Below are 24,507 nucleotides of genomic sequence, written 5' to 3'. Positions count from 1 at the left end.
CCCCCCCACCGGCCCCGAAGCGATTCCCGCGGCGCCGCCCGCCAAGCATGGCTGGCTGAACTTTGTGATCGATTTCGGGCCGCTGCTCGTTTTCTTTATCGCCTATAAATTCTCGTCGGGCGGCGAAGGCGCGTTTGCCGCGACCGCCGCCGCGATCAAGGGCACGATCGCCTTCATGGCCGCGATCATCGTCGCGATGGCGGTGTCGAAGTGGAAGCTGGGCAAGATTTCGCCGATGCTGTGGATGTCTAGCATCCTGGTCATCGGCTTTGGCGCGCTGACCATCTGGTTCCACGACGAGCGTTTCATCGTGATGAAGCCGACGATCATCTATGCCGCCTTTGCGGCACTGCTGCTCGGCGGTTGGTGGTTCGGCAAGCCGATGCTGAAATATCTGCTGCAATCGGCGCTCGAAGGCCTGACCGACCGCGGCTGGCTGCTGCTGTCGCGCAACTGGGGGCTGTTCTTTGCCGCGCTCGGCATCGCCAATCATGTGATGTACGAGCTGATCCAGGCGAAACAGATGAGCTTTGACCTGTGGCTGACGATCAAGGTGTGGGGCGTCACCGCCCTCTCTTTCCTGTTCACCTTCAGCCAGGTGCCGGTAATGCTGAAGAACGGGCTGGCGATGCCCGAAGAGGGTGCCACCGACAAAAGTTGAGTCCGGCCCCCGACGCTGGCATAGCGATGCCGCTTGGCACTGGGTCGCTTCCCGTGCCGCAAAAACAGGGGGAAACTGCAATGGACAAATTTTTCGGCAATTTGCATGCCGTGCTCGGTGCGGGACTGGTGCTCGCGATCATCCTGATGCTGGGCCTGAACGGCCAGAATTTCGAGGACGGCATCGCCGCCGCCAACGCGGTCATGCGCTGGCTGCACACGTTTTTTGGCGTGCTGTGGATCGGCCTGCTCTATTATTTCAACTTCGTCCAGATTCCGACGATGCCGAAAATCCCGGCCGAACTGAAACCCGCCGTCGGCAAGCATATCGCGCCCGCCGCGCTGTTCTGGTTCCGCTGGGCGGCGCTGATCACCGTGCTGCTGGGCGTCGCAATCGCGGGCCACGCCAAATATCTGGTCCCGGCGCTGGGCCTGCAGGATCCCTATAAGCTGATCGGCGTCGGCATGTGGCTGGGCCTGATCATGGCGTTCAACGTGTGGTTCGTGATCTGGCCGAACCAGAAAAAGGCGCTGGGTATCGTCGAGGCCGACGATGCGACCAAGGCCAAGGCCGCCAAAACCGCGATGATCTTTTCGCGGACCAACACCTTGCTGTCGATCCCGATGCTCTATGCGATGGTGAACTTCAGCTGAGCTGACCAGCAACGGTTCAAGAAAGGGCGCGCCGGGAAGCCGGGGCGCCCTTTTTGTTACCCGTTCGTGTCGAGCGAAGTCGAGACACGCAGAAGTCGAGCACCAACGCCACATGTCTCGACTTCGCTCGACACGAACGGGTAACAGGTCGGTTTTGTAATCAACCCTCCACCGCCGCCTTGTGCAGCCGCCCGTTCATCACATAATGCGCAACGCCCAGCTGCATCCCCGCGGCCTGCGCGTCGTCGATCTCGCGCACCCGCCGCGCCGGCGATCCGGCCCACAGCTCGCGGTCCGGGATTTCCTTGTTCTCGGTGAGCAGCGCACCCGCCGCGAGCATCGCGTCGCTGCCGATGCGGCACCCGTTCATCACCGTCGCCTTCAGCCCCACGAACGCCCGGTCGGCGAGCGTGCAGCCATGGACCATCGCGAGGTGGCCGATCAGCACATCTTCGCCGATGATCGTCGGAAAGCCTTCGGGCCGGTGCGGCATCGGGCCGTCGCAATGGACGATGCTGCCGTCCTGGATGTTCGAGCGCGCCCCGACGACGATATGGCTGACGTCGGCGCGCAGCACGCAATTATACCAGATGCTGACATCGGGCCCGATCGTCACGTCGCCGATGATCCGGCATCCCGGCGCGATGAAGGCGCTGGGGTCGATCCGCGGCGTCTTGCCGCCTACCGTGATAATGCTGACGTCGGTATAAGTCATTCGTCGTGGTTCCCGATGACATTGTTCCACAGCAGGACCGGCAAGGTCGAGGCATAATCGTCGGTCCAGCGTTCAAAGCCCGCCCGCGCATTCAGCGGCACCCAGGCGCCGTCGCTGGCAGCAGCACCGCGCGGCCGAATACCGCCGGTCAATTGCTGCATCCGCTGCGGCGTCGCGGTCAGCGCGACCCAATTCGACCCGGTCAGATCGCTGAGGTCGTCGTCGGCCGGGCCGGGATCGAGCCGGATTGCCGCCGTCCAGACGCGCGCCCGCGCCTCTTCGGCCAGCACCGGTTCCAGCCCGAAAAAGCGATTCGAGATATGGATCAGCAGAATGCCGTCGGGTTTCAGCGCGCGTTTGTAGATGCCGATCGCTTCGCTGGTCAGCAGGTGCAGCGGGATCGCGTCGGACGAAAAGGCGTCGATGACCAATATGTCGAAGCGCGCCGCGGGCTGCTCGGCGATTTTCAGGCGCGCATCGCCGATGACGATCGGGGTGTCGCCGGCACAATCGGACAGGAAGGTGAATTTGGCAGGGTCGCGGGCGATGTCGACCATCACCGGATCGATTTCGAAAATCGTCCACTGCTGGCCCGGCCGCCGATAGCAGGCGAGCGTCCCCGCCCCCAGCCCGACGATGCCGATCGATGCCCGCGGTCCGGCAAGCGCGTCGGCTTTGCCCAGCGTCAGGCCGACACCGGATTTCGGGCCATAATAGGTCGTCGGCTCGCGGCGGTGCGCCGGATCGGTGCGCTGCAAACCGTGCAGCGTCGTGCCATGCGCCAGGCGGCGCTGCCCCTGCGCGGGATAGTCGGTGACGGTATAGACGCCGAAATAGCTGCGGACGCGCGCGCCGGTGAAACTTTCCTGCACGGTGTCCCAACCGCCGACCCCGATCATCAGCAGCGCCAGCACCGTCACAAACGCCCAGCGCCAGCCGATCACCAGCAGCCCGATCACAAAGAGGGCGATGCCCCAGGCGGCGGTCGATCCTTCGAGCACGCCGCCCCAGCCGCGCACCATCTGCCAACTGGCGACCGCCGCGATCGCGACCAGCACCGCCGCCGCGATCCGCGCGCGGGGCACGGACAGGCGCAGCCATTGGTTCCACGGCAGCAGCGCCGGAAGCGGCAGCAGCGCCGCCGCGGCGAGGATCAGCAGCGGATGTTCATACACCCAGTCGAACAGCAGCGGCGCAAACAGCGCGGCGAACAAACCGCCGAGCACGCCGCCCGCCGACATCACCAGATAAAAGAGCGTCAGATGCTGCGTCGCCGGGCGCAGATGATACAGATAGCCGTGCAGCGCGGTCGCGACGACAAACAGCATCGCAAGGCTGGCTAGCGCGACCATCATCGATCCGCCGCCCGAACTGAGCAGCGCCAGCCCCCCGACCGCCAGCAGCACCGCCGGGGCGATGAAGGTGATGATCTCGGTCAGCCGGTCCATCGTCGAAAAGGCGATCACGAAGCTGAGCAGATAGAGCCCGAGCGGCAGCACCCACAACAAAGGCATCGCGACGATGTCGGTGGTCAGATGGGTTGTCGTCGACAGCATCAACCCCGACGGCACCGCGGCGATGAGCAGCCAGTGGAGCTGGCGCCGCATGGTCGGGCGCGGTTCGGTGGTGGCGGCGCCCGCTTCATGCGCTTCGGCGCGTCCGTGCCAGCGCGCCGCCGCCGTCGCTGCGACGAGTATGACGAGCAGCGCATAACCCGCGGTCCAGCCCCAGCTTTGCGCCGCCAGCGGCAGCGCCGGTTCGACCAGCGCCGGATAGCTGATCAGCCCCGCGAAACTGCCGAGGTTCGATGCGGCGTAGAGATAATAGGGATCGCCGGCGCGGGCGTCGGCGGCGAACCAGCGCTGCATCAGTGGTGCCTGCGCCGACACCACAAAGAACACGGGGCCGATCGACGCCAGCAACAACAGCGGCACCCACAGCGCCTCTTGCCCCGGGCCGGGCGGCGCGATCTGCGCGATGCCGATCGGGAGCCACAGCGCGGCAACCAGGAACAGCGCGACGTGAATGATCGCCTGGCGCCGCACCGCGAAGCGGCCAAGCCAATGCGCATAGGCATAGCCGCCGAGCAACAGCGCCTGATAGACCAGCATCGCGCTGTTCCATACCGCCGGGGCGCCGCCGAGTTTGGGCAGCACCATGCGCGCCACCATCGGCTGGACCTGAAACAGCAGGAAACTGCCGACCAATATGGTCAGCACGAACAGCCAGCGCCGCGGCGACGGGGAATGGGACAGGGTCATGCGGTCTCCGGGACGGGGCGCGGCAGCGCATAGGCGACGTGCGGGCGTAGCGGGTCACCCGCCGCCAGCTTGGGATGGTCGAAGGCAAGGTCGGTGCGGTGGTCCATGCCCAGCCGCTCCATCACGGCGCGGCTGCGGTCGTTGCCGCGCGCGGTGATCGCCCAGACGTCGGCGTCGGAAAGATTGGCGAAGGCCCAGGCGATGGCGCCGCGCGCGGCCTCGGTCGCGTAACCCGCACCCCAAGCGTCCCGGGCGAGGCGCCAGCCGATCTCGGCCTTGTTCGCCACCGGGCCGACCGTGCCGCGAATGACGCCGCACCAGCCGATCAGCCGGGCGTCGGCCTGTCGCTCGAGCGCCCAGAAGCAATGGCCATGCGCGGCCTGAAGCCCGCGCATCCGTTCGACCAGCGCCGCGGTCGCCGCGAGGTCGAGCGGCGGACCGAGCGTCGCCATGACGTCGGGGTCGCTGCAGATCGCCTGAAAGGGCGCGACATCGTCATCGCGCCACGATCGCATGACCAGCCGCTCGGTTTCGATCATGCGTTCAGCAGCCGCGCCGCGTGCAGCGCATGATAGCTCAAGACCCCCGATGCCCCGGCGCGGCGGAACGCCAGCAAGGTTTCGAGCACCAGCGCGTCGCGGTCGCCCGCGCCCGCCGCCGCCGCGGCCTCGATCATCGCATATTCGCCCGACACCTGATACGCATAGACGGGGACGGCGAAGTTCGCCTTCACCGCGGCGACGATGTCGAGATAGGGCAGCCCCGGTTTGACCATCACGCTGTCGGCGCCTTCGGCCAGATCCTGCGCGACCTCGCGCAGCGCTTCCTCGGCGTTGGCGGGGTCCATCTGATAGGTTTTCTTGTCGCCCTTCAGCAGCCCGCGCGAGCCCACCGCGTCGCGGAACGGACCGTAAAAGGCCGACGCATATTTGGCGGCATAGCTCATGATCTGGACATGGCCGAAACCTTCGGCCTCCAGCGCCTCGCGGATCGCACCGATGCGGCCGTCCATCATGTCGCTGGGGGCGATGATGTCGGCGCCGGCGCGCGCCTGATTGAGCGCCTGTCCGACGAGCACCTCGACGGTTTCGTCGTTGAGGACATAGCCGCTGTCGTCGATCAGCCCGTCCTGCCCATGGCTGGTATAAGGGTCGAGCGCGACGTCCGTGAGCACGCCGATGTCGTCGCCGAGCGCCTGCTTGATCGCGGCGGTCGCGCGGCACATCAGATTGTCGGGATTGAGCGCCTCGCCGCCATCCTCGCTGCGCCGGTCGGCTTGCGTATAGGGAAACAGCGCAAGGCACGGGATGCCCGCCGCCACGGCATCGCGGGCGCGGTCGACGATACGATCGATCGACCAGCGCGAGACGCCGGGCAGACTGGCAATCGCTTCCTCGGTTCCCGATCCGTCACAGACGAACAGCGGCCAAATCAGGTTCGACGGCGACAGCGTCGTTTCGCGCACCATGGCGCGGCTCCAGCCGGTGCGGCGGGTGCGGCGGAGGCGGAGGTCGGGAAAGGCAGCGTGGGTCATGCGGCGTGCATAGCGGGGTGCGGGCGTGGGGCAAATGGATATTGGCGGATTCAGGGACGCCCAAGCACCGTTCGTGTCGAGCGAAGTCGAGACACCCGTCGGCGCAGCATGACGTAGATGAGTGTCTCGACTTCGCTCGACACGAACGGATTTAGAGGATGCTTGCCCGAGAGGTTAAATCCCGCCCTCGGCGCGCTTCGACGCCACATCGGCGAGACTGCCGAGTTTCGGCCCTTCGACCTGTTTCGGCGCGATCGGGGTCAGCGCGGCGCCCGGCGCGACCGCGGTCAGGGCGCGGATGCGGGCGCGGAAATCGGCGAGCGCCTTGCCCTCGAGCAGCGCGCGGGTGACGAAGGTCACCGACGACGGATTGACCGCGCGGCCGTTGCGATAGAGTTCATAGTGGAGATGCGGGCCGGTCGACAGGCCGGTCGAGCCGATATAGCCGATCACCTGGCCGCGATTGACGCGCTGGCCCGGGCGCACCGCGATGCGGCTCATATGACCATAGCCGGTGCCAAGCCCGTTGCCGTGGCTGAGCTTGACGAAATTGCCATAGCCGCCGTGGCGGCCGGCGATCGCCACGACGCCGTCGGCGACCGCATAGATTGGCGCGCCATAACCGCCGCCAAAATCCATCCCGCTGTGCATCCGTTTGTAACCGAGGATCGGATGGCGGCGCATACCGAAGGTCGAGGTGACGCGGCCATTGGTCGGACGCGCCATGCCGCCGCGCTGCTGCCCGACGCCCGACGCCTCGAACCACTGCACGCGGCCATCGACCGTCCATTCGAGCATCGACAGCTTGGCCTTGCCGCCGCGGACCAGCCCCGCATAGAGCAGCTTGCCGGTCTCGCTCTCGCCGGTTTCGGCGCGGCGATAATCGACGATGATGTCGAACTCGTCATTGGCGCGAATGTCGCTGCCGACCGAAATCTGGCGGCCGATCACGCGCAGGTACGACTGGATCGCCGTCGCCGGTGCCCCGGCGGCGCGCGCCGAGCGATACAGGCTGTCGCCGACCCGGCCGCGGATGCGCAGCGGAGTGATATCGACCGCGATCGGGATGCGCCGCATCACCAGCCGGTCGCCCTCGCGCTCCATTTCGATGCGCAGGTCAAAGCGCGCGCGCATCGCCAGCGCATCGACCGGGCGCGGCATCGTGCGCGCGGCGCGGCGGCCGAGAATCAGGTCGATGCGGGTGCCCGGCGCGATGTCGGCGAGCGGCACCGCGACCGCCACCTGATTCGCCAGCGCCTGCGCCTCGCCGCTGCCGACGCCCGAGCGTTCGAGCAGGCGCGCGAAGCTGTCGCCGCTGCCCAAGGTAGCGGTGAGTTCGATCTGGGGCCGTTCGGGGGTCTGGGTCAGCGGGCGGACCGCGTCGGTCGCCGCCATGTGCCGCCCGGTGTCGCCGCCGAGCGCCAGCGGCACGATCATCTGCGCGCGCGCCTCGTTGAAATCGGCAGCATCGAGGGCCGGGGTGCCGCCGACGCTAAGCGGCTGAATTCCCGGAAAACTTGCGATCGCGGTGCCGCACAGCAAGGTTAATGTCGCGAGCCCGCGCCACCATTCCGCCGACCCGATATTGTCGCCAAGGTCGGGAACAAGATCGAGCCCGGCGAGCCGGTCGCGCCAACCGAGCGATTCGGCATCGGCCGCGACGCGCTGCAGCGGGATCGCTTGCGACATCGTGAGCGCGGCCGCATTGCCGGACATCCCCGCGATGGGTTCGTGACGCTGAAACAAACTGCAACCCCCGCTCGACGGGCCTCCCGAACCCGGCCGTCGAATGATATTTTCGACTGCTTGTCTGTAAAGAAAGGTCGTTAAAGTCAATTTAATGGCGGGTTTGCCGCGGCGTGTTGCGGCCAGTCGTGGCGGGGGCGGGATATGATGCGACGTCGGCGGAAAAATTGGTGCGCGCGCTGCGGTTCGACGATCGCCTGTTGCGCGGCGCCCGCGGCCATGCCAGCTTGGCGGTCAAGAAAATGACGTCATCCTCTTCCCAGCCGGTCAAGGCTGTCCTTGGCCCCACCAACACCGGCAAAACCCATTTGGCGGTCGAGCGCCTGACCGCCCATTCGAGCGGCATGATCGGCTTTCCGCTGCGCTTGCTGGCGCGCGAAATTTACGACCGCGTCGTCGCGATCAAGGGCGCCGCGCAAGTCGCGCTGGTCACCGGCGAGGAGCGGATCATTCCGCCCGACGCGCGCTATCTGCTCGGCACGATGGAGGCACTGCCGCTGACACGCGACGTCGCGTTCGTCGGCATCGACGAAGCGCAGCTGGGCGCCGACCCCGAGCGCGGCCATGTCTTTACCGACCGCCTGCTCCGCGCCCGCGGCCGCGACGAGACGATGATCCTGGGGTCGGCGAGCATCCGCGGACTGGTGAAAAATCTGGTCCCCGAAGCCGAAATCATCACCCGCCCGCGTTTTTCGACCCTGAGCTATGCCGGCACGTCAAAGCTGTCGCGCCTGCCCAAACGCTCGGCAATCGTCGCTTTCTCGGCCGAGGAAGTCTATGCGATCGCCGAAATGCTGCGCCGCTTTTCGGGCGGCGCCGCGGTGGTGATGGGGGCGCTCAGCCCCAAGACCCGCAATTCGCAGGTCGCGATGTTCGAGGCGGGCGAGGTCGATTATCTGGTCGCCACCGACGCGATCGGCATGGGGCTGAACCTCGACGTCCAGCATGTCGCCTTTGCCAGTTTGCAGAAATTCGACGGGCGGCGGCTGCGGCGGCTGACGGTCGCCGAAATGGCGCAGATCGCGGGGCGCGCCGGGCGGCATCAGCAGGACGGCAGCTTTGGCACCATCGGCCTGCCGCAGGGGGGGTTTACCCCAGAGGAAGTCGCGGCGATCGAAGGCCATCATTTCCCGCCGCTGTCCAGCCTGTTCTGGCGCAATCCGACCCCCGGCTTCGGCTCGCTCGATCAGCTGCTCGCCGACCTGGCGCAGCCGCCGACGCAGCCGGTGCTGCGCCCCGCCCCCGAAGCGGTCGACATCGCGGTGCTCAAGCATCTGGCGGGCGACATGGAAGTGCGCGCGCGCGGCGGCGATTTCGACGCGGTGCAGCGCCTGTGGGACATTTGCGGCCTGCCCGATTTCGAGCAATTGGGCGCCGAGCATCATAGCCGGACGATCTTCAAACTGTGGCAATGGCGGACCAGCGGCGATGGGATGATCGACCCCGACTGGTTCGCGCGGCGGCTGGCCAAGCTGAACGACGTCGAGGGCGACATCGACCAGCTCGCAAGCCGCATCGCTGCGGTCCGCACCCTGTGCTTCATCGCCCAGCGCGGCGACTGGATCGCGGGCGCTGCGGGGTGGACCGAACAGGCGCAGGCGCTCGAATCGCGGCTGTCCGACGCGCTGCACGCGGCGCTGGCGCAGCGGTTCGTCGACCGGCGGCTGGCGTTGTTGCTGCGCGATGCCGGACAGCGGGGCGCCGCGCTGCCGGTCGCCGTCGGACCCGATGGCACCGTCGCGGTCGATGGCGAGGCGATCGGCACCCTCAAAGGCTTTCAGTTCAAGGTCGATCCGGTGGCGAAGGCGAGCGATCACCGGATGCTGCTCGCGGCGGCCGAAAAACATCTGCGCGCCGAGCTGGCGCGGCGCGCCGCCACCCTGGCCGAGGGCGACGACAGCGCCCTGTCGCTGATCGCCGAACCGGGCGCCGCGCCGCGGCTCGCGTGGCACGGCCATGCCGTCGCGACGCTCGCCCGAGGGCCGACGCTGGTCCAGCCGGCGATCCAGGTCGATCCGTCGCTGCGGCGGCTGGAGCTGCATCAGGTGCAAGCGATTGCCGAGCGGCTGCAACGCTTTGTGGCGCAGCAACTGGCGCGGCATGCCGCGCCGCTGGCCGCGATGGGCGAAGCCGCCGGCGACCTGTTCACCCCGCCGCGGGTGCGCGCGCTGCTCGCCGCGCTGGTCGACGGCAGCGGCACAATCGGCCGCGCGGCGGTCGATGAGCAACTCAATGCGCTGAGCGCCGAGGAGCGGCCGCAGCTGCGCAAGCTCGGCCTGACGATCGGGTCGCTCGACATTTTCCATCCGACGCTGCTGAAGCCCGAGGCGGTGCGCTGGCGCGCCGCGCTGATCGCCGCGCAGCAGGGGGCGCCGGTGCCGGCGCTGCCGCCGCACGGCGCGGTGCTGCAAAAGACCGGCAGCCACGCCGGGCTGACGATCGCCGGCTTTCGCCGCTGTGCGTCAGGCTGGCTGCGCATCGACATGGCCGAAAAACTGGCGCGGCAGGCGCATGCGGCGCGGATGCAGGCGGCGGCGCCGCCGACCGCACCGATCGCGGGCGGCGCCGATCATCATGACGACCAGCATGGCGCGGGCGACGACAGCGAGGGCGTCGCCGCGGCGCCGCCGCCCGGCTTTGTGATCGACCCGGCGCTGGCCACCTCGCTCGGCCTGGATGAGGAAACCCGGCGCGGGCTTTTGGGCAGTTTCGGTTTCCGCGGCGTCGGCGACCCGGCGCTGCATCGCTGGCGCTGGTCGGGGCTGCGCAAGCCCGAAAAACGCCCGCGCCGCAAGTCGCCGCGCAAAAGCGCCGACGCACCGCCGCGCGCCGCGACCAACGGCGACCTGCGGCGCCCGGCGGTCCATCAGGCCATGGCCAAGCGCAGCCACCCCGAAAGGCCACGCGGCGATCCCCCGCGCCCACCGCGCGCCGATCGCCCGGCGCGGCGCGGTCCCTCGCCGACCAGCCCGTTCGCTGGCCTCGCAGCGCTGCTCGCCGAGAGCCGCAAGGACTGATGGCAAGCCCGGGCGCCGCGGGCAGCATCCGGCTGGACAAGCTGCTGTGGTTCCTGCGCTTTGCACGCTCGCGCAGCCGGGCGCAGGCGGTGGTCGAGGCGGGGCATATCCGGCTCGACGGGCGGCGCATCGCCCGTTCGTCCTGCGCGGTACATGTCGGGCAGACGCTGGTCCTGCCGGTCGGCGAACAGATCGAGGTGGTGCGCCTGCTGACGCTGCCGGTGCGCCGCGGCTCGGCGGCCGAGGCGCAGGCCTGTTACCAAAAGCTCACCGCGCCGGTGACGACTGACAATCGCGCTATCAAGGATGATGGAAATGCTGTGCATCCAAATCCCGCGCCTCCCCCTAACCAATGAGAGTGATTCGCAACTGCTTGCTAGGCGTTGACGCACCGCCGCCCGGCGGCATAGAGGCGAGCCGAGTGAGAGCCTGACGGCCCGATTGCCGTCGCCTGAGGGAGCCGAAACCATGACCTATGTCGTCACCGATGCCTGCGTGCGGTGCAAATATATGGACTGCGTCGAGGTGTGCCCTGTCGACTGTTTCTATGAGGGCGAGAATATGCTCGTCATCAACCCCAATGAGTGCATCGATTGCGGCGTGTGCGAACCCGAATGCCCCGCTGAAGCGATCCTGCCCGACACCGAAAGCGGCCTGGAAAAATGGCTGGAAGTGAACACCAAGTTCAGCGCCGAATGGCCGAACATCACGGTCAAAAAAGACAGCCCCGCCGACGCCGACGAATATAAGGGCGTCGAAGGCAAGTTCGAGACGCTGTTTTCGCCCGAACCCGGCGCAGGCGACTGATCCGAAAACTGGCAATCCGATCGGGGCGGGACTTTCCCGCCCCTTTCTTTTGACCCCTTGAAACCCTCTCGCTTGGCGACGATGTAGGTGACAGAGGGGCCAGCCCGCCGGATTCTCCGGTGCGGCATCCCGGAAACATAAGGACGAATTTCCAATGATCGACCCGCTCGCCGCTCTGGTTCCCGTCGTCGTCGAACAGACGAGCCGCGGCGAACGCAGCTTTGACATTTTCTCGCGCCTGCTGCGCGAACGGATCATCTTTGTCACCGGCGAGGTCGAGGACAATATGGCGTCGCTGATCACCGCCCAGCTGCTGTTCCTCGAATCGGAAAATCCGAAGAAGGACATTTATATGTACATCAACTCGCCGGGCGGTGTCGTCACGGCGGGCATGGCGATCCACGACACGATGCAATATATTCGCCCGCGCGTCGGCACGGTGTGCGTCGGCCAGGCGGCGTCGATGGGCAGCTTCCTGCTCGCCGCGGGTGAGCCGGGGATGCGCGTTGCGCTGACCAACGCCCGCGTGATGATCCACCAGCCGTCGGGCGGCGCGCGCGGCATGGCGTCGGACATCGAAATTCAGGCGCGCGAAATCCTGCGCATCAAGAAGCGGATGAACGACCTGTATGTGAAATACACCGGCAAGTCGTTGAAAGAGATCGAAAAAGCGATGGACCGGGATACCTTCCTCGAGGCCGACGAAGCCAAGGCTTTTGGTCTGGTCGATCAGGTGTTCGACCGCCGCCCCGGCGCCCCGGGCGACGACGCGCCGAAGGATATCAGCGAAGGCCCGACGCCCTGAGTCGCGCGGCTGATCCCCAATATCGTTACCCCGGACGTGATCCGGGGTCCATCGCCCACGGGGCGATATGGATGCCGGATCAAGTCCGGCATGACGAACGACGGGGATTGGTAACCGCATTTGTTGACGCCCGTTTGGTGCCTTGGCGCTAGGCGGGACATCGCCGCGATGTCACCCAATTGCCATATTGTAATTGGGTGACCGCGGGCTAGGATAAGGACGGCACCGCCATTTCGGCGCCTGCCAAAGGAAGTTTTATGACGAAATTGAGCGGCTCGGACAGCAAGAGCACCCTCTATTGCTCCTTCTGCGGCAAGTCGCAGCACGAAGTCCGCAAGCTGATTGCCGGCCCCACCGTGTTCATCTGCGACGAATGCGTCGAACTGTGCAACGACATCATCCGCGAAGAGATCAAGGGCGGGGTTGCCGCGCGCAAGGACGGCGCGGTGCCGACCCCGCTGGAAATCTGCCAGCATCTCGACGCCTATGTCATCGGCCAGAACAAAGCCAAGCGCGTGCTGTCGGTCGCGGTCCACAATCACTACAAGCGCCTCGCGAACAGCGGCCGCGGCGACGAGGTCGAACTGGCAAAGTCGAACATCCTGCTCGTCGGCCCGACCGGCAGCGGCAAGACCTTGCTGGCGCAGACGCTCGCGCGCTTCCTCGACGTGCCCTTCACCATGGCTGACGCGACGACGCTGACCGAGGCCGGTTATGTCGGCGAGGATGTCGAGAATATCATCCTCAAGCTGCTCCAGTCGTCCGACTATAATGTCGAAAAGGCGCAGCGCGGCATCGTCTATATCGACGAAATCGACAAGATCAGCCGCAAGGCCGAAAATCCGTCGATCACCCGCGACGTGTCGGGCGAAGGCGTGCAGCAGGCGCTGCTCAAGCTGATGGAAGGCACGACCGCAAGCGTCCCGCCGCAGGGCGGCCGCAAGCATCCGCAGCAGGAATTCCTGCAGGTCGACACGACGAACATCCTGTTTATCGCCGGCGGCGCGTTCAGTGGCCTTGAAAAAATCATCGGCGACCGCCTGCAGGGCAAGTCGATCGGGTTCGGCGCGCATGTCGCCGGCCCCGACGAGCGCCGCATGGGCGAAGTGCTGAAGAATATCGAGCCCGAGGATCTGCTGAAATTCGGCCTGATCCCCGAATTCGTCGGCCGCCTGCCGGTGATCGCGACGCTCGAGGATCTCGACATCGACGCGCTGGTCAAGATTCTGGGCGAACCCAAGAACGCGCTGGTGAAGCAGTATCGCAAGCTGTTCGATCTGGAAGAGGTCGTGCTGACCTTTACCGACGATGCGCTGGTCGCGGTCGCCAAGAAAGCGATCGAACGCAAGACCGGCGCGCGTGGTCTGCGTTCGATCGTCGAGGCGATCCTGCTCGACACGATGTTCGACCTGCCCGACCTCGCCGATGTGGTCGAGATTGTCGTCGACAAGGATGTCGTCGAGGGCCGCAAGGATCCGGTCCGCGTCTATGCCGACAAGGCGAAGGAAGCGGCGGGCGACGCTGCCTGATGGCGTTGCCGCTGGCGTTTGTCGCCGGTATCGCGCTTTACTAAGCTTAGCCCGCAGGCGCGGAACCGGTGGTCACGCGCCGCCCTGCCCTTGCCGTCAACGCCGCAGATGTTCGCACGCCCCGCCGTCGCGAGCGGAATGGTCGATCGGGGCACCTGCCCACAGTGTGTAATTCACCGCAGCAAAGCAGCGACTCGACCGGCGTCAGCCGTTAAAATTGTTGCATTGCAGCAACAGTTGCCAGAAAAAACGCAATGCGAGCTGTGGATAAGTCGCCGCCCTCCACGCAAATTCGCGATTTTTTGACCTTTGGCCCGGGCTTTCAGAGCGCGCCGCTTGCGCTGTCACATTTGCTGTCACAATCGTGCCACATGCGGGCTTCAGGGGCGCTCGCAGAACTTGCGCGCCCCATTTCGCGCGCCTGCCGAATGACATCACACAAGGGGACATCCTGAAATGAACTTCCGTCACACGCTTGCCGCCAGCTGCGCGCTGATCCCGCTCGCGCTGCTTTCCACGCCCGCCTTTGCCCAGTCGACCGGTTCGGTCGATTTCGACGATGAAATCGTCGTCACCGGCGTTTCGGCAACCGACGTCGCCGGCATCTCCGTCCCCGACACGTCGAAGGCGAAGTCGGTCCTGGGTCAGGAAGTCATCGCACGCCAGAACCCCGGCCAGACCGTTCTCGATACGATCAACCTGATCCCGGGCGTCAACTTCACCAACAACGACGCCTATGGCTCGGCCGGCGGCCAGCTGACGATCCGCGGCTTTTCGGCCGATCGCATCAGCCTGACCTTCGACGGCGTGCCGCTGAACGATTCGGGCAACTATGCCATTTATTCGAACCAGCAGCTCGACCCCGAGCTGATCGAGCAGGTCAACGTCAACCTGGGTTCGACCGACGTCGACAGCCCGACCGCCGCCGCGACCGGTTCGACCGTCAACTATCGCACCCGCACCCCGGGTGAAGAATTCGGCGTCAAGCTGTCGGGTTCGGCCGGCGAATTCAAATTCTTTCGCATCTTTGGCATGGTCGACACCGGCGAGTTCACGCCGTTCGGCACCCGCGCCTTCCTGGCGGCATCGACCACGTCGAACGACAACCCGTTCAACAACTATGGCCGCATCCGCAAGAAGCAGTTCAACGGCCGTATCTGGCAGCCGATCGGCGACAATGGTGACTTCATCTCGGTCGCCGGCCACTATAACGTCAACCGCAACAACTTCTTCGGTTCGGTGCCGCTGCGCCTCGACCCCAGCCGCGTCGTCGGTTCGGGTTCGGGCAACCGCTTCCCGATCGACAAGGACGAGCGCGAATACGACATTCTGGCGCCCTGCAACACCGCCGTTGTGGCGCGTCCGGGTCTTGCCGATTCGGGTTCGAACTGCGGCACCGAATTCGACCGCCGTTACAACCCGTCGAACACGGGCAACATCCGCGGTGCGTCGAAGTTCACGCTGACCGACGGCCTCGTGCTGACGATCGATCCCAGCTATCAATATGTGAAAGCGAATGGCGGCGGCACGGTGTTCGCACGCGAACGTCGCCTCGACATCGATCCGGCCGGTGCCACGCCGGGCAGCCTTAACGTCGCCAACTGCACCACCACCACCACCGGCGCGGGCGTCAACTGCCAGACCGGTTATCTGGGTGGCCGTCCCTATTTCGGCCGCGACCTCAACGGCGACGGTGACATTCTCGACGAAGTCGCGATGCTCGCCCCCAGCCAGACGCAGACCCACCGCTATGGCCTGATCGCCAACCTGCGCTGGGACATCAACGATGACCACACCGTCCGCGCCGGCTTCACCTATGACCGCGCGCGTCACCGCCAGACCGGCGAAGTCGGCCTGCTGCAGTTCAACGGCGAACCGTTCAGCGTCTTCCCGGTCACCGACACACCGCAGGTCGACAACACCGGCGTCGTGCTGCAAAAGCGTGACCGCCTGTCCTACGCGATCCTGACCCAAGTTTCGGGTGAGTATCGCGGCGAATGGGCCGACGGCCGCTTCATTACCACGGTCGGTATCCGCGCCCCGTTCTTCAAGCGCGACCTGAACAACAATTGCTTCACGTCGAGCGATACGGGCTTCGTCGAATGTTTTGGCAGCGCAACCGATCCGCGTAATGCCACTTACGCCACGCTGAACCCGACGATCCAGGGTCCGCAACAGCGGGTGCTGAAGTATGACGACATCCTGCCCAACATCGGGCTGGTGTTCAAACCGAACAGCCAGATGTCGGTGTTCGCCAACTATTCGAAGGGTCTGCAGGTCCCCGGCACCGACGCGCTGTACAACTCGTTCTTCTTCGCACCGACGACGGCATCGGCCCGTCCGGCCCCCGAAACGAGCGACAACTTCGACATCGGCGCGCGCTATCGCTCGAGCAAGATCCAGGCGCAGGTTTCGGGTTGGTACACCAAGTACGACAACCGCCTCGCTTCGGCCTTCGATGAAGAAACCCAGCGGACGCTTTACCGTAACCTTGGCCGCGTCGACAAATACGGCATCGACGGCAGCATCTCGTATCAGCCGATCCCCGAGCTCGCGGTTTACGCTTTCGGTTCGTACATGAAGTCGAAGATCAAGGACGACCTTCAGGTTTCGGCCTGTACCCAAGCTCAGGTCACCGGCAACATCGCCGGCTGCACCACGGTTGGCCAGCCGATCTTCTCGCCGACCGCGGGCAATGCCGAAGCCGGTGCTGCGGCTTACTCGTTCGGCGGTACGGTGCGCGGTACCCTTGGTCCGGTCGAAATCGGCATCACCGGCAAGCGCACCGGCGGTCGTTACATCTATGACACCAACCTGCCGGTTTGCAGCGTCACGCCGACGATCATCGCTCCGTCCACCTGCGCCGGCACGATAGTCTATCCGTCGAAGACCAACGCTTACTGGCTGGTCAACCTGGACGCGCGTTTGAGCCTGGAATTCCTGGGCCTGAACGACCAGACCTTCTTCCAGGTCAACGTCTACAACCTCTTCGACTCGCTCTATGTCGGCAACTACAACACGTCGCTGTCGCAGGGTTCGTCGGTTCCGAACGCCCAGATCGGCGCCCCGCGCACGATCAGCGGCACGCTGACCGTCGGCTTCTAAGCCACGCGGCATAAACATGAATGAGGGTGCGGGAGGCAACTCCCGCGCCCTTTTTCTTTGCCTTGCGGAAAGCGTGTGGCGGCCGGTCAGCCCGCGGCGAGGCGGCGGGCGGTATCCTGGACCAGCGCGATCATGTTGGGGACGCCCTGGGTGCGGTTCGACGACAGCTGGCGCGTCAGATCGAACGGCGCAAGTGCGGCGGCGACGTCCATCGCGGCGACCTCGGCGGCGGGCCTGTCCTGCACCGCGGCGAGGACGAGCGCGACGATGCCCTTGGTGATCGCGGCGTTGCTGTCGGCCAGAAAGTGCAGGCGGCCATCGGCCTGCGGCACCGGATAGACCCAGACGCTGGCGCTGCACCCGCGGACCAGCGTCGCGTCGGTCTTGAGTGCCTCGGGCATCGGCCCAAGCTCGCGGCCGAGTTCGATCAGCAGGCGATACCGATCGTCGCCGTCGAGGAAGTCATATTCGTCGTGGATGTCGGTCAGGCTGCGCATGGCGGCGGCACTGGCAGATTTGGGGCGATGGGGGAAGACTTCTTCCCGCCTCTCCTGTGGGAGAGGCTACGAGACTTGGCAGCTTGCTGCGTAGTCGCAGTGGTGAGGGGCTGAGCGCTAGCCGACAGGGCCGAACCCCTCATCCAACTCCGCCTAACCGCTTCGCGGTAAGGCTCCATATCCTTCTCCCTCAGGGAGAAGGATTACAGATCCACTCCAGCGGCGATCGCTTCGAGCTTGCGCAGCCGTTCTTTCAGATCGGCGATTTCGATCCGCGATCCGGCGTGGGGGACGGCGGCGTCGTGGCCGATGCTGTGCCCCGCGGCGAGTTCTTCGCGCTTGAGCTGGATCCAGTCGCGCCAGCCGCGCAGCGCCGCCAGGCTCATGATCGTCAGCGCGGTCAGCGCGACGGCACTGATCATCAGGTTGGAGGCTAGGTCAGACGTAATGGTGGCCATGATGCGGCTCCTTCTTCGTCACGGTCGTCAGGAGGGCGACCGGTCGCGCAGCTTCTCGATTTCCTCATCGAGCGTGACGGCGCGGTTGTGGTCGGTGGCGATGCGTTCGAGCACCTGGATACGGTCCTTCAGCGCGCGGATTTCGGATTGCAGCGCCTTGGTTTCGGCATTGTCGGTCGCGACAAAATATTCGCCACCCTTATGATCGCGGCGGATGCCGTGCTTGGCGCGGACGATGCTGCCGATCGTCACGATCAGGACAATGCCGACGACCATTTCAAATGGGCCCATGGGGAAGATCCTTTCGTATATTGTTATCGTTGCTTCAGTTCAGCGGAGCGTCGCGCAGTTTTTCGATCTCGTCGGCGACGTCAATTCCCTTGTCGGTAACGATCCGTTCGAGCACGCGCACTCGCTGCTCCAGCCGTTCGGTCGCCGCCGCATATTGCGCGGCCTTTTCGGCGGTCATTTCGGACTGCTTCTCGATCATCTTTTGCTGATGCTTCGACCAGATGGCGAAGCCGCCGAGCAGGAAGGGAGCGAGGGGGATCAGTATCCAGATGGCGTCGCCCATCACAGGTCTCCTCAGTTCGCCGGGCGCCGCAGCGCCTCGATCTCGTGGCTCAGCCGGCTGCCTTCGTCGGTGACGATGCGCTCGACCACGGCAAGGCGATCCTTGACCGAGCCAAGCTCGGCGCGCAGCTGGGCGTTTTCCTGGCTGATCAGCTTGACGCGTTCCATCGCTTCGTCGCTGGTCTTGGGATAGACCGCCTTGCCCCAGCTGTTTTCGAGCGGATAGCCGTTCTTGACGCGGAGCCAGGTGGTGAAGATCCAGCCGCCGATCGCGGCGAGGCCGAGGATGGCGGCGCCGGGGGCGATGGTATTCAGGACATCGAGATTCATGTGTCTTCCCCTCAGCGCAGGCGGTCGATCTGGTCGGCAAGCTGTGCCGCCTGACCATGATTTTCGGTGGCGATGCGTTCGAGCACCGAAATCCGCTCTTCAAGGCGGCTGACCTGGCCTGCCAGCTTGGCATTGTCGTCGGTCAGCAGCGCGATTTTTCGATCAGCGTCGGGGTCGGTTCGATGAACCGTGCCACCCCATTCATTTTCAACCGGATAGCCGTGCTTGGCGCGGATCCAGGTGGTGAACATCCAGCCGCCGATCGACAATGCGATGATGGCGAGGACGAAACCGGTACCACCGAAATTCATCTGTCTTCTCCCTGTTGCTTACAGCCCGCCCGGCGCAGCGCCCCGAGTTAACGGAGCGCGTCGATCTCGTCGGCGAGGCGGCGGTTGTGGCTGGTGTAATATTGCTCGATGTCGGCAAGGCGGCGGTCGATGTCGCGGAAGCGCGACTTGATGTCGCGGGTCGATGCGGTCGGATTGCTGCGCACGCCCTGCCAGAATTTGGCTTCCTCACGCGACCCATAGAGGGCGAAGGGTTTCGGCGTGCCCATCCAGGCGACCATCCAGTAAGCGATCAGCGTCCAGGGAAAGCCCCCCATCAGCGTCAGGAGCACCGCGCCGACACGGACCCAGAGGACGTCGACACCGCTGTAATCGGCGATCCCGGCGCACACACCGCTCCATTTGGCGTTCTGCTTGTCGAGGTAGAATTTTGTGCGGCTGGCAGACATCTCAGTTCCTCCGGCTGGTATTTTCGAGCTGCGCCAGGTCTTCATCGCTACGTACCGCGGGGCGGAAGTCGGGATGGTCGGCGCTGATGATGCGTTCGACGGTGTGCAGGCGGTTTTCGAGCCGGCGCGCCGTGTCGTACAGTTCGTCGAGCAGCTGTTCGTCTTCTCCGGTCAGCGTCTTGGCCTGTTTCCACTTGGTGATGTAGTGGAGGATCAGCCAGGGCAGACCGAGGAAGAGCGTTCCGATGACGATCGGGACGATGATGATTTCTTCCATCGGTCTGGATCCTTACTGCTTGCTGGCCTGCGCCGCCTTGAGCGCGGCGAGTTCGTCGGCGACCTTGTCGGCGGCCTGGAGTTCGGCGATCTCTTCGTCGAGCGACTTTTTGTAACCCAGGTTCAGCGCATCGGCGCGGCCCTCGGCTTCGTCGACGCGGCGTTCGAGGATGTCGAAGCGCGAGAAGGCATCTTCGACGCGGTCGCCATTGGTCATTTCGCGCAGCTTATACTTGTTCTCGGCGCTTTCGAGGCGGGTCGACACGTTCGACTGGCGGGCGCGTGCTTCGCTGAGTTTCTTCTGCAGCTTGGCGATATCGTCCTCATAACCCTTGAGCGCGTCGTCGAGAACGGCGATCTCGGCTTTCAGGCGTTCGGCCATGTCGCCGGCCTTTTGCTTTTCGACCAGCGCGGCGGTGGCGAGGTCTTCGCGGTCCTTCGACAGCGCGAGTTCGGCCTTTTCCTTCCAGCTGTCCTGCAGGCTTTCGAGCTTGGCGATGTGGCGGCGCATTTCCTTTTGATCCGCGATCGTGCGTGCGGCAGAGGCGCGCACTTCGACCAGCGTTTCGTTCATCTCGAAAATGATCTGGCGGATCATCTTTTCGGGATCCTCGGCGCGGTCGAGCAGGTCGGTGACATTGGCGGCAATGATGTCGCGGGTGCGTGAAAAAATACCCATGGTGAAACTCCTAATCGAAATTTTTAAGGCTTGAAAAAAGGCTGGTGCCGGGGCGGGGCAAGGGGGGAGAGTGCCCCGGCACCAGTGCCGGTCAGGCCAAAGCGCTGACCGCCGGGGACATGACAGCGGCGACCAGCGGACCGGCGGGGTTGCCGGTAAAACTGGCGGCGACCTGCGGCTGGTCGATCACACCGACGAGGATGGCCAGCGCTCCGGCCGTGCTCAGCACGAAAGTGGCGGCTTGGGCAAACATCGACTTCATGGGTCAACCTTCCTTGGTTTTCGCTGCACCGGCACGATTTGCGCCGGTTCGCTGAAAGTAATGCAGACACCGTGCCAATTGTGCAAAGCGGCGCGAAACCGCGCAACTTCACACGGAAATCGTCCGACTCATCGATTTGACTTGCCATCGAGCGGGATATTTTGCCAATGATTGGGAATGGAGCCCGAGACCCAATTTATCGGCCAGTCGGCGGCATTTCAGGACGCGGTCGAACGCGCCAGCCTGGCCGCATCGCTCGACCGCCCGGTGCTGGTGATCGGCGAGCGCGGGACCGGCAAGGAACTGATCGCCGAGCGGCTGCACCGCCTGTCGACGCGCTGGGACCGGCCCTATGTCATCCTGAACTGCGCTGCGATGCCCGAAACGCTGATCGAGTCCGAACTGTTCGGGCATGAGGCGGGGGCGTTCACCGGCGCGACGCGCACCCGCGCCGGGCGGTTCGAGGAGGCCGACGGCGGCACGTTGTTTCTCGACGAACTGGCGACGATGTCGATGGGGGCGCAGGAACGGCTGCTGCGCGCGGTCGAATATGGCGAGGTCACGCGCGTCGGGTCGTCGCGCCCGATCCGCGTCGATGTCCGCATCGTCGCGGCGACCAACGAACATCTGCCGGCGCTGGTCGATGCGGGCCGCTTTCGCGCCGACTTGCTCGACCGGCTGTCGTTCGAGGTCATCACCCTGCCCCCGCTGCGCGCGCGCGAGGGCGATATCGAGGTGCTCGCCACCTATTTCGGCCAGCGCATGGCGGCGGTGCTCGGCTGGGAAGAATGGCCGGGCTTTGGCCCGCGCGCGCTGGCGGCGATGGAGGGGCACGACTGGCCGGGCAATGTCCGCGAGCTGCGCAACGTCATCGAACGCGCCATCTATCGCTGGGCCGATCCCGAAAAGCCGGTTGATGCGGTGAATTTCGACCCCTTTGCCAGCCCGTGGCAGCCGGTGGTGCGCAAGGGGCCAGCGCCCGCGGATGGCGGCAGCGCGCCCACGGCATCCGCCGACCCCGCGCCCCCCGCCGCGATGGCGCTGCCCAGCGGCCCGGTCAGCGACATGCGGGCCGCGGTCGACAGCTATGAACGCCAGATCTTGGCGGACACGATGGCGCGCTGCCGTTTCAACCAGAAGGTCGCCGCCGAGGCGCTGGGGCTGAGTTATGACCAGATCCGCCATGCGTTGAAGAAGCATGGGTTGAATCAATAGGCCGACTCCACTCGTCATCGTCATGCCGGACTTGATTCGGCATCCATGACCACGGCGGCCGCATGGCCCCCGGACCAAGCCCGGGGTGACGAAGAGTGAAGCTACTGCCCCGGCAACTGGCTGTTCATTGCTTCCAGCACCGCATCTTGCGTTGACACCATATCCGCCAGCCGCTCGCGCAGCGCGTAAATGTCGGGCAGGCCGTCGATCGCTTCATCGACGCGGCGATCGAGATAGAGCCGGTCGATGTCGGCGAGCGCCCCGGTGAGCGGCGCGCGGGTGGCGGTGAGGCGCGAGATCGCCTGCTGCGCGACCACCCAGCGTTCGCTGGCAACCGGCGCCCCGGCGGCGGCCGACACCAGCGATGCGGTCCCGGCGCGTTCGGCGGCAAAGGCCTGCTGCGCCCCGGCAGCATCGGCTTCCCAGCGCGCGAGCCTGCCGCCCAGATCGGCGGGCAGCGGCCCCGGCGGGGTGACGACGACCGCGGGCGGCGCGACGTCGAATCGGCCCTCGACCGATCGTTTGGCGAGCGAGGGCGCACCGGTGTTCTGCGCCGCGGCACAGGCCGAGAGCGACAGCGAGGTAGCGAGAGCCAGCGGCAAGGTAACAAGGATGCGCTTCATCGCCGACCCTGATATGGGCGCTGGCGCAAGGCAGCAAGTACCGAATCGGCGGAGCGCCGCGCCATTCGGTCACGGACCCGCTTTTCACGCGAAAAGCACGGAATTTGGCGGTTGACAGCGAAGCGCTGGCTCGCTAGTGGCGCTGACTTTCCCGCATGCCGGAAAAATCGCTCGCTCCGGTGGGTGATTGGTGCGCGGGTGATTTAGTTTTTTGATTGGATGGAAGACCATGTTCGCAATCGTGCGCACGGGCGGCAAGCAGTATCGCGTCGCCGCCGGAGACAAGATCGCCGTTGAAAAGATCGACGGCGAAGCTGGCGACACCGTGTCGCTCGGCGACGTCCTGCTGGCCGGTGACGGCGGCGAAGTGAAGAGCGCCGACGGCCTCGTCGTTTCGGCCGAAATCATCGCCCAGACGCGCGGCGAAAAGGTCATCGTGTTCAAGAAGCGCCGTCGGCATAACTATCGCCGTCGCAACGGTCACCGCCAGTCGCTGACGCTGCTGCGCATCCTCGCCGTCGGCGAAGCCAAGAAGGCCGCGCCGAAGAAGGAAGCCGCTCCGAAGGCTGAAGCCGCTCCGGCGACCGAAGCCAAGGCCGCTGCACCCGCCAAGGAAGCAGTACCGAAGAAGGAAGCAGCACCGAAGAAGGAAGCTGCGCCCAAGAAGGCCGCTGCTCCCAAGTCGGAAGCTGCCGAAAAGGCCGCACCCGCCAAGAAGCCCGCTGCCAAAAAGGCAGCCCCCAAGAAGGACGCCTGAGCGCGGCAACGCGGCTCGGCCCCTGAAACGAATTAAGGAGCATCAGTCATGGCACATAAGAAAGCAGGCGGTTCATCGCGCAACGGTCGCGATTCAGCCGGCCGCCGCCTTGGCGTGAAGAAGTTCGGCGGTCAGGAAGTGATCGGCGGCAACATCATCGTGCGCCAGCGCGGCACCAAGGTTTACCCGGGTGTCAACGTCGGCATGGGCAAGGACCACACGCTGTTCGCGACCGCCGAAGGCCATGTCCGATTCCATGATGGCAAGCTCGGCCGCAAATATGTGTCGGTCGATGCCATGGCGGAAGCCGCAGAATAACGGACGACTTTGTACGGGTCGCCCACCAAGGGATGACCCGGAACGGTCCTTTCCGCCAACAGCGGAAACAAAGTTCGAAAAGAGGGAGACGGGTCACCCCCGGACTCCCTTTTTTCTTGCCCATTGTCCGCAGCTTGGCGGGCAGGCGTGAAAATCGGGCCATCCATCTCCCTCCGCATCGACTGTCGTCAAAGCGTCACCATCTGGCGCCAGGGCGACGGGCAATTGGGAGTGATAAATATGTTCGCGCGTACCGAAAGACTGTTGCTGCGGCCCGGCTGGCTGGAAGACGCCCCGGCGCTGGCCCGCGCGATCGGCGAAGAGGCGGTGGTCCGTAACCTGGCGACCGCGCCCTGGCCCTATGGCGAGGCCGAGGCGCAGGCGTTTCTGGACCAGCCGATCGACCCCGCCCAGCCGCGGTTCCTGATCTTTGCACGCACCGGCGGCGCCCCGCGCCTCGTCGGCGGCTGCGGCATCAAGCCCGACGAGACCGGCAACCCCGAACTGGGGTATTGGATCGCGCGGCCCTATTGGGGTCTGGGCTTTGCGACCGAGGCCGGGCGCCAGCTGGTCGGCATTGCGCGCGCGATGCACCTGCCCAGGCTGACCGCGGGGCATTTCCTCGACAATCCGGCGTCGGGCGCGGTGCTGCGCAAGCTGGGCTTTCGGCCGACCGGCAAGGTCGCGCAGCGGTACAGCCTGGCGCGCGGCGGCGACGGCGCGGTCGCCCTGTTCGAAGAGGGCGATGCCGACGCCGACACCAGCGTCACCCCGATGCGAAGCCGCATCGGGGTGGACGAGGATTTCCGACAGGAACTGCGGTTGATGGCGGCGTGAGCAATTTACGCCCTCCCCTTCAGGGGAGGGCAGCGAGACTTGCCAGCTTGCTGGCTTAGTCGCAGCGGGTGGGGTCCATCGGCCTTGCGCTACCTTGCAAAACCCCACCC

Annotated in this window: 28 protein-coding genes; 12 read left to right on the top strand and 16 right to left on the bottom strand. The window is 65.4% G+C overall.

Annotation, left to right across the window (positions count from 1 at the left end; all coding sequences use genetic code 11):
• Together FFS68_RS16165 and FFS68_RS16160 are read left to right on the top strand one after the other, a co-directional pair.
• The coding region (locus tag FFS68_RS16165) for an inner membrane-spanning protein YciB (RefSeq protein WP_349290392.1) at positions 1-661 on the top strand (661 nt) is incomplete at its 5' end.
• 80 nt (positions 662-741) lie between these two features.
• Complete coding sequence (locus tag FFS68_RS16160) at positions 742-1,314, top strand: urate hydroxylase PuuD (protein WP_137754223.1); 573 nt, start codon at positions 742-744, stop codon at positions 1,312-1,314.
• A 160-nt stretch (positions 1,315-1,474) separates the two neighbouring features.
• On the opposite strand, the gene FFS68_RS16155 is transcribed toward FFS68_RS16160, so the two are convergent.
• The 5 genes from FFS68_RS16155 to FFS68_RS16135 all read right to left on the bottom strand — a co-directional run bounded on the left by FFS68_RS16155 (position 1,475) and on the right by FFS68_RS16135 (position 7,540).
• Entirely contained in the window at positions 1,475-2,029 is a 555-nt protein-coding gene (locus FFS68_RS16155; RefSeq protein WP_137754222.1) for a gamma carbonic anhydrase family protein, read from the bottom strand.
• Entirely contained in the window at positions 2,026-4,290 is a 2,265-nt protein-coding gene (locus tag FFS68_RS16150; protein WP_137754221.1) for a fused MFS/spermidine synthase, read from the bottom strand. Before FFS68_RS16150 ends, FFS68_RS16155 begins: the two co-directional genes overlap by 4 nt.
• A complete protein-coding gene (locus FFS68_RS16145; protein WP_137754220.1) occupies positions 4,287-4,829 on the bottom strand; it encodes a GNAT family N-acetyltransferase in 543 nt (180 codons plus the stop codon). The genes FFS68_RS16150 and FFS68_RS16145 overlap by 4 nt, the downstream gene beginning before the upstream one ends.
• Positions 4,826-5,824, bottom strand: a complete 999-nt coding sequence (gene hemB, locus FFS68_RS16140) for a porphobilinogen synthase (protein WP_137754219.1) — start codon at positions 5,822-5,824, stop codon at positions 4,826-4,828. The genes FFS68_RS16145 and hemB overlap by 4 nt, the downstream gene beginning before the upstream one ends.
• 174 nt (positions 5,825-5,998) lie before the next feature.
• A complete protein-coding gene (locus FFS68_RS16135) occupies positions 5,999-7,540 on the bottom strand; it encodes a M23 family metallopeptidase (protein ID WP_137754218.1) in 1,542 nt (513 codons plus the stop codon).
• Positions 7,541-7,812: 272 nt separating this feature from the next.
• On the opposite strand from FFS68_RS16135, the gene FFS68_RS16130 reads away from it, so the two are divergent.
• The 6 genes from FFS68_RS16130 (at position 7,813) to FFS68_RS16105 (ending at position 16,833) form a co-directional block, all read left to right on the top strand.
• A complete protein-coding gene (locus FFS68_RS16130; RefSeq protein ID WP_137754225.1) occupies positions 7,813-10,587 on the top strand; it encodes a helicase-related protein in 2,775 nt (924 codons plus the stop codon).
• Positions 10,587-10,943, top strand: coding sequence for an RNA-binding S4 domain-containing protein (locus FFS68_RS16125; RefSeq protein ID WP_137754217.1), 357 nt, complete (start codon positions 10,587-10,589; stop codon positions 10,941-10,943). Before FFS68_RS16130 ends, FFS68_RS16125 begins: the two co-directional genes overlap by 1 nt.
• Positions 10,944-11,055: 112 nt before the next feature.
• Complete coding sequence (gene fdxA / locus FFS68_RS16120; RefSeq protein ID WP_137754216.1) at positions 11,056-11,394, top strand: ferredoxin FdxA; 339 nt, start codon at positions 11,056-11,058, stop codon at positions 11,392-11,394.
• 154 nt (positions 11,395-11,548) lie between these two features.
• Positions 11,549-12,199 carry an ATP-dependent Clp endopeptidase proteolytic subunit ClpP gene (gene clpP, locus FFS68_RS16115; protein ID WP_137754215.1) on the top strand — a complete coding sequence of 217 codons (651 nt, stop codon included), beginning with the start codon at positions 11,549-11,551 and terminating at the stop codon, positions 12,197-12,199.
• Positions 12,200-12,456: 257 nt separating this feature from the next.
• On the top strand, positions 12,457-13,728 hold the full coding sequence (gene clpX, locus FFS68_RS16110; protein WP_137754214.1) for an ATP-dependent Clp protease ATP-binding subunit ClpX: 1,272 nt from the start codon (positions 12,457-12,459) through the stop codon (positions 13,726-13,728).
• Between the two features lie 456 nt (positions 13,729-14,184).
• A complete protein-coding gene (locus FFS68_RS16105; protein WP_137754213.1) occupies positions 14,185-16,833 on the top strand; it encodes a TonB-dependent receptor in 2,649 nt (882 codons plus the stop codon).
• 86 nt (positions 16,834-16,919) lie between these two features.
• Here FFS68_RS16105 and FFS68_RS16100 read toward each other — a convergent pair whose 3' ends face one another.
• From FFS68_RS16100 to FFS68_RS17985, 10 genes are all read right to left on the bottom strand, one after another.
• Positions 16,920-17,330 carry a SufE family protein gene (locus tag FFS68_RS16100; RefSeq protein ID WP_137754212.1) on the bottom strand — a complete coding sequence of 137 codons (411 nt, stop codon included), beginning with the start codon at positions 17,328-17,330 and terminating at the stop codon, positions 16,920-16,922.
• A gap of 203 nt (positions 17,331-17,533) precedes the next feature.
• Complete coding sequence (locus FFS68_RS16095; RefSeq protein ID WP_137754224.1) at positions 17,534-17,752, bottom strand: hypothetical protein; 219 nt, start codon at positions 17,750-17,752, stop codon at positions 17,534-17,536.
• A 63-nt stretch (positions 17,753-17,815) separates the two neighbouring features.
• A complete protein-coding gene (locus FFS68_RS16090; RefSeq protein WP_137754211.1) occupies positions 17,816-18,079 on the bottom strand; it encodes a hypothetical protein in 264 nt (87 codons plus the stop codon).
• A gap of 34 nt (positions 18,080-18,113) precedes the next feature.
• Positions 18,114-18,362 (bottom strand): hypothetical protein, encoded by a 249-nt coding sequence (locus tag FFS68_RS16085; RefSeq protein ID WP_137754210.1) that lies wholly within the window; start codon positions 18,360-18,362, stop codon positions 18,114-18,116.
• Between the two features lie 11 nt (positions 18,363-18,373).
• Positions 18,374-18,691 carry a hypothetical protein gene (locus tag FFS68_RS16080; RefSeq protein WP_137754209.1) on the bottom strand — a complete coding sequence of 106 codons (318 nt, stop codon included), beginning with the start codon at positions 18,689-18,691 and terminating at the stop codon, positions 18,374-18,376.
• Positions 18,692-18,702: 11 nt separating this feature from the next.
• Positions 18,703-19,002: a hypothetical protein gene (locus FFS68_RS16075; RefSeq protein ID WP_120217313.1), complete on the bottom strand. Its 300-nt coding sequence runs from the start codon at positions 19,000-19,002 to the stop codon at positions 18,703-18,705.
• 47 nt (positions 19,003-19,049) lie between these two features.
• Positions 19,050-19,430 (bottom strand): envelope stress response membrane protein PspC, encoded by a 381-nt coding sequence (pspC, locus tag FFS68_RS16070; protein ID WP_137754208.1) that lies wholly within the window; start codon positions 19,428-19,430, stop codon positions 19,050-19,052.
• A 1-nt stretch (position 19,431) separates the two neighbouring features.
• Positions 19,432-19,707 carry an envelope stress response membrane protein PspB gene (gene pspB, locus FFS68_RS16065; protein WP_105999549.1) on the bottom strand — a complete coding sequence of 92 codons (276 nt, stop codon included), beginning with the start codon at positions 19,705-19,707 and terminating at the stop codon, positions 19,432-19,434.
• Between the two features lie 12 nt (positions 19,708-19,719).
• Positions 19,720-20,385 carry a phage shock protein PspA gene (pspA, locus tag FFS68_RS16060; RefSeq protein ID WP_137754207.1) on the bottom strand — a complete coding sequence of 222 codons (666 nt, stop codon included), beginning with the start codon at positions 20,383-20,385 and terminating at the stop codon, positions 19,720-19,722.
• Between the two features lie 91 nt (positions 20,386-20,476).
• Positions 20,477-20,647, bottom strand: a complete 171-nt coding sequence (locus FFS68_RS17985; protein ID WP_171003926.1) for a hypothetical protein — start codon at positions 20,645-20,647, stop codon at positions 20,477-20,479.
• Positions 20,648-20,824: 177 nt separating this feature from the next.
• Here FFS68_RS17985 and pspF point away from each other — a divergent pair, with 177 nt between their 5' ends.
• Positions 20,825-21,862, top strand: a complete 1,038-nt coding sequence (gene pspF, locus FFS68_RS16055; RefSeq protein ID WP_137754206.1) for a phage shock protein operon transcriptional activator — start codon at positions 20,825-20,827, stop codon at positions 21,860-21,862.
• Positions 21,863-21,963: 101 nt separating this feature from the next.
• Here the strand turns inward: pspF and FFS68_RS16050 are convergent, their stop codons facing one another.
• Positions 21,964-22,485, bottom strand: coding sequence for a hypothetical protein (locus tag FFS68_RS16050; protein WP_137754205.1), 522 nt, complete (start codon positions 22,483-22,485; stop codon positions 21,964-21,966).
• 229 nt (positions 22,486-22,714) lie between these two features.
• Between FFS68_RS16050 and rplU the strand changes: the two genes are divergently transcribed.
• The 3 genes from rplU (at position 22,715) to FFS68_RS16035 (ending at position 24,397) form a co-directional block, all read left to right on the top strand.
• The gene (gene rplU, locus FFS68_RS16045) at positions 22,715-23,242 is read left to right on the top strand and encodes a 50S ribosomal protein L21 (RefSeq protein WP_137754204.1); all 528 of its coding nucleotides are present in this window, start codon (positions 22,715-22,717) and stop codon (positions 23,240-23,242) included.
• Positions 23,243-23,290: 48 nt separating this feature from the next.
• Entirely contained in the window at positions 23,291-23,560 is a 270-nt protein-coding gene (gene rpmA / locus FFS68_RS16040; protein WP_039577112.1) for a 50S ribosomal protein L27, read from the top strand.
• A 240-nt stretch (positions 23,561-23,800) separates the two neighbouring features.
• The gene (locus FFS68_RS16035; protein ID WP_137754203.1) at positions 23,801-24,397 is read left to right on the top strand and encodes a GNAT family N-acetyltransferase; all 597 of its coding nucleotides are present in this window, start codon (positions 23,801-23,803) and stop codon (positions 24,395-24,397) included.
• The last annotated feature ends 110 nt before the right edge of the window (positions 24,398-24,507 follow it).

It is taken from the genome of Sphingopyxis sp. L1A2A (assembly GCF_005502465.1).
In the GTDB taxonomy this organism is placed as follows: Bacteria; Pseudomonadota; Alphaproteobacteria; order Sphingomonadales; family Sphingomonadaceae; genus Sphingopyxis.
Note: the sequence above shows the minus strand (reverse complement) of the source record. Positions and strands in the feature narration are given on the sequence as shown.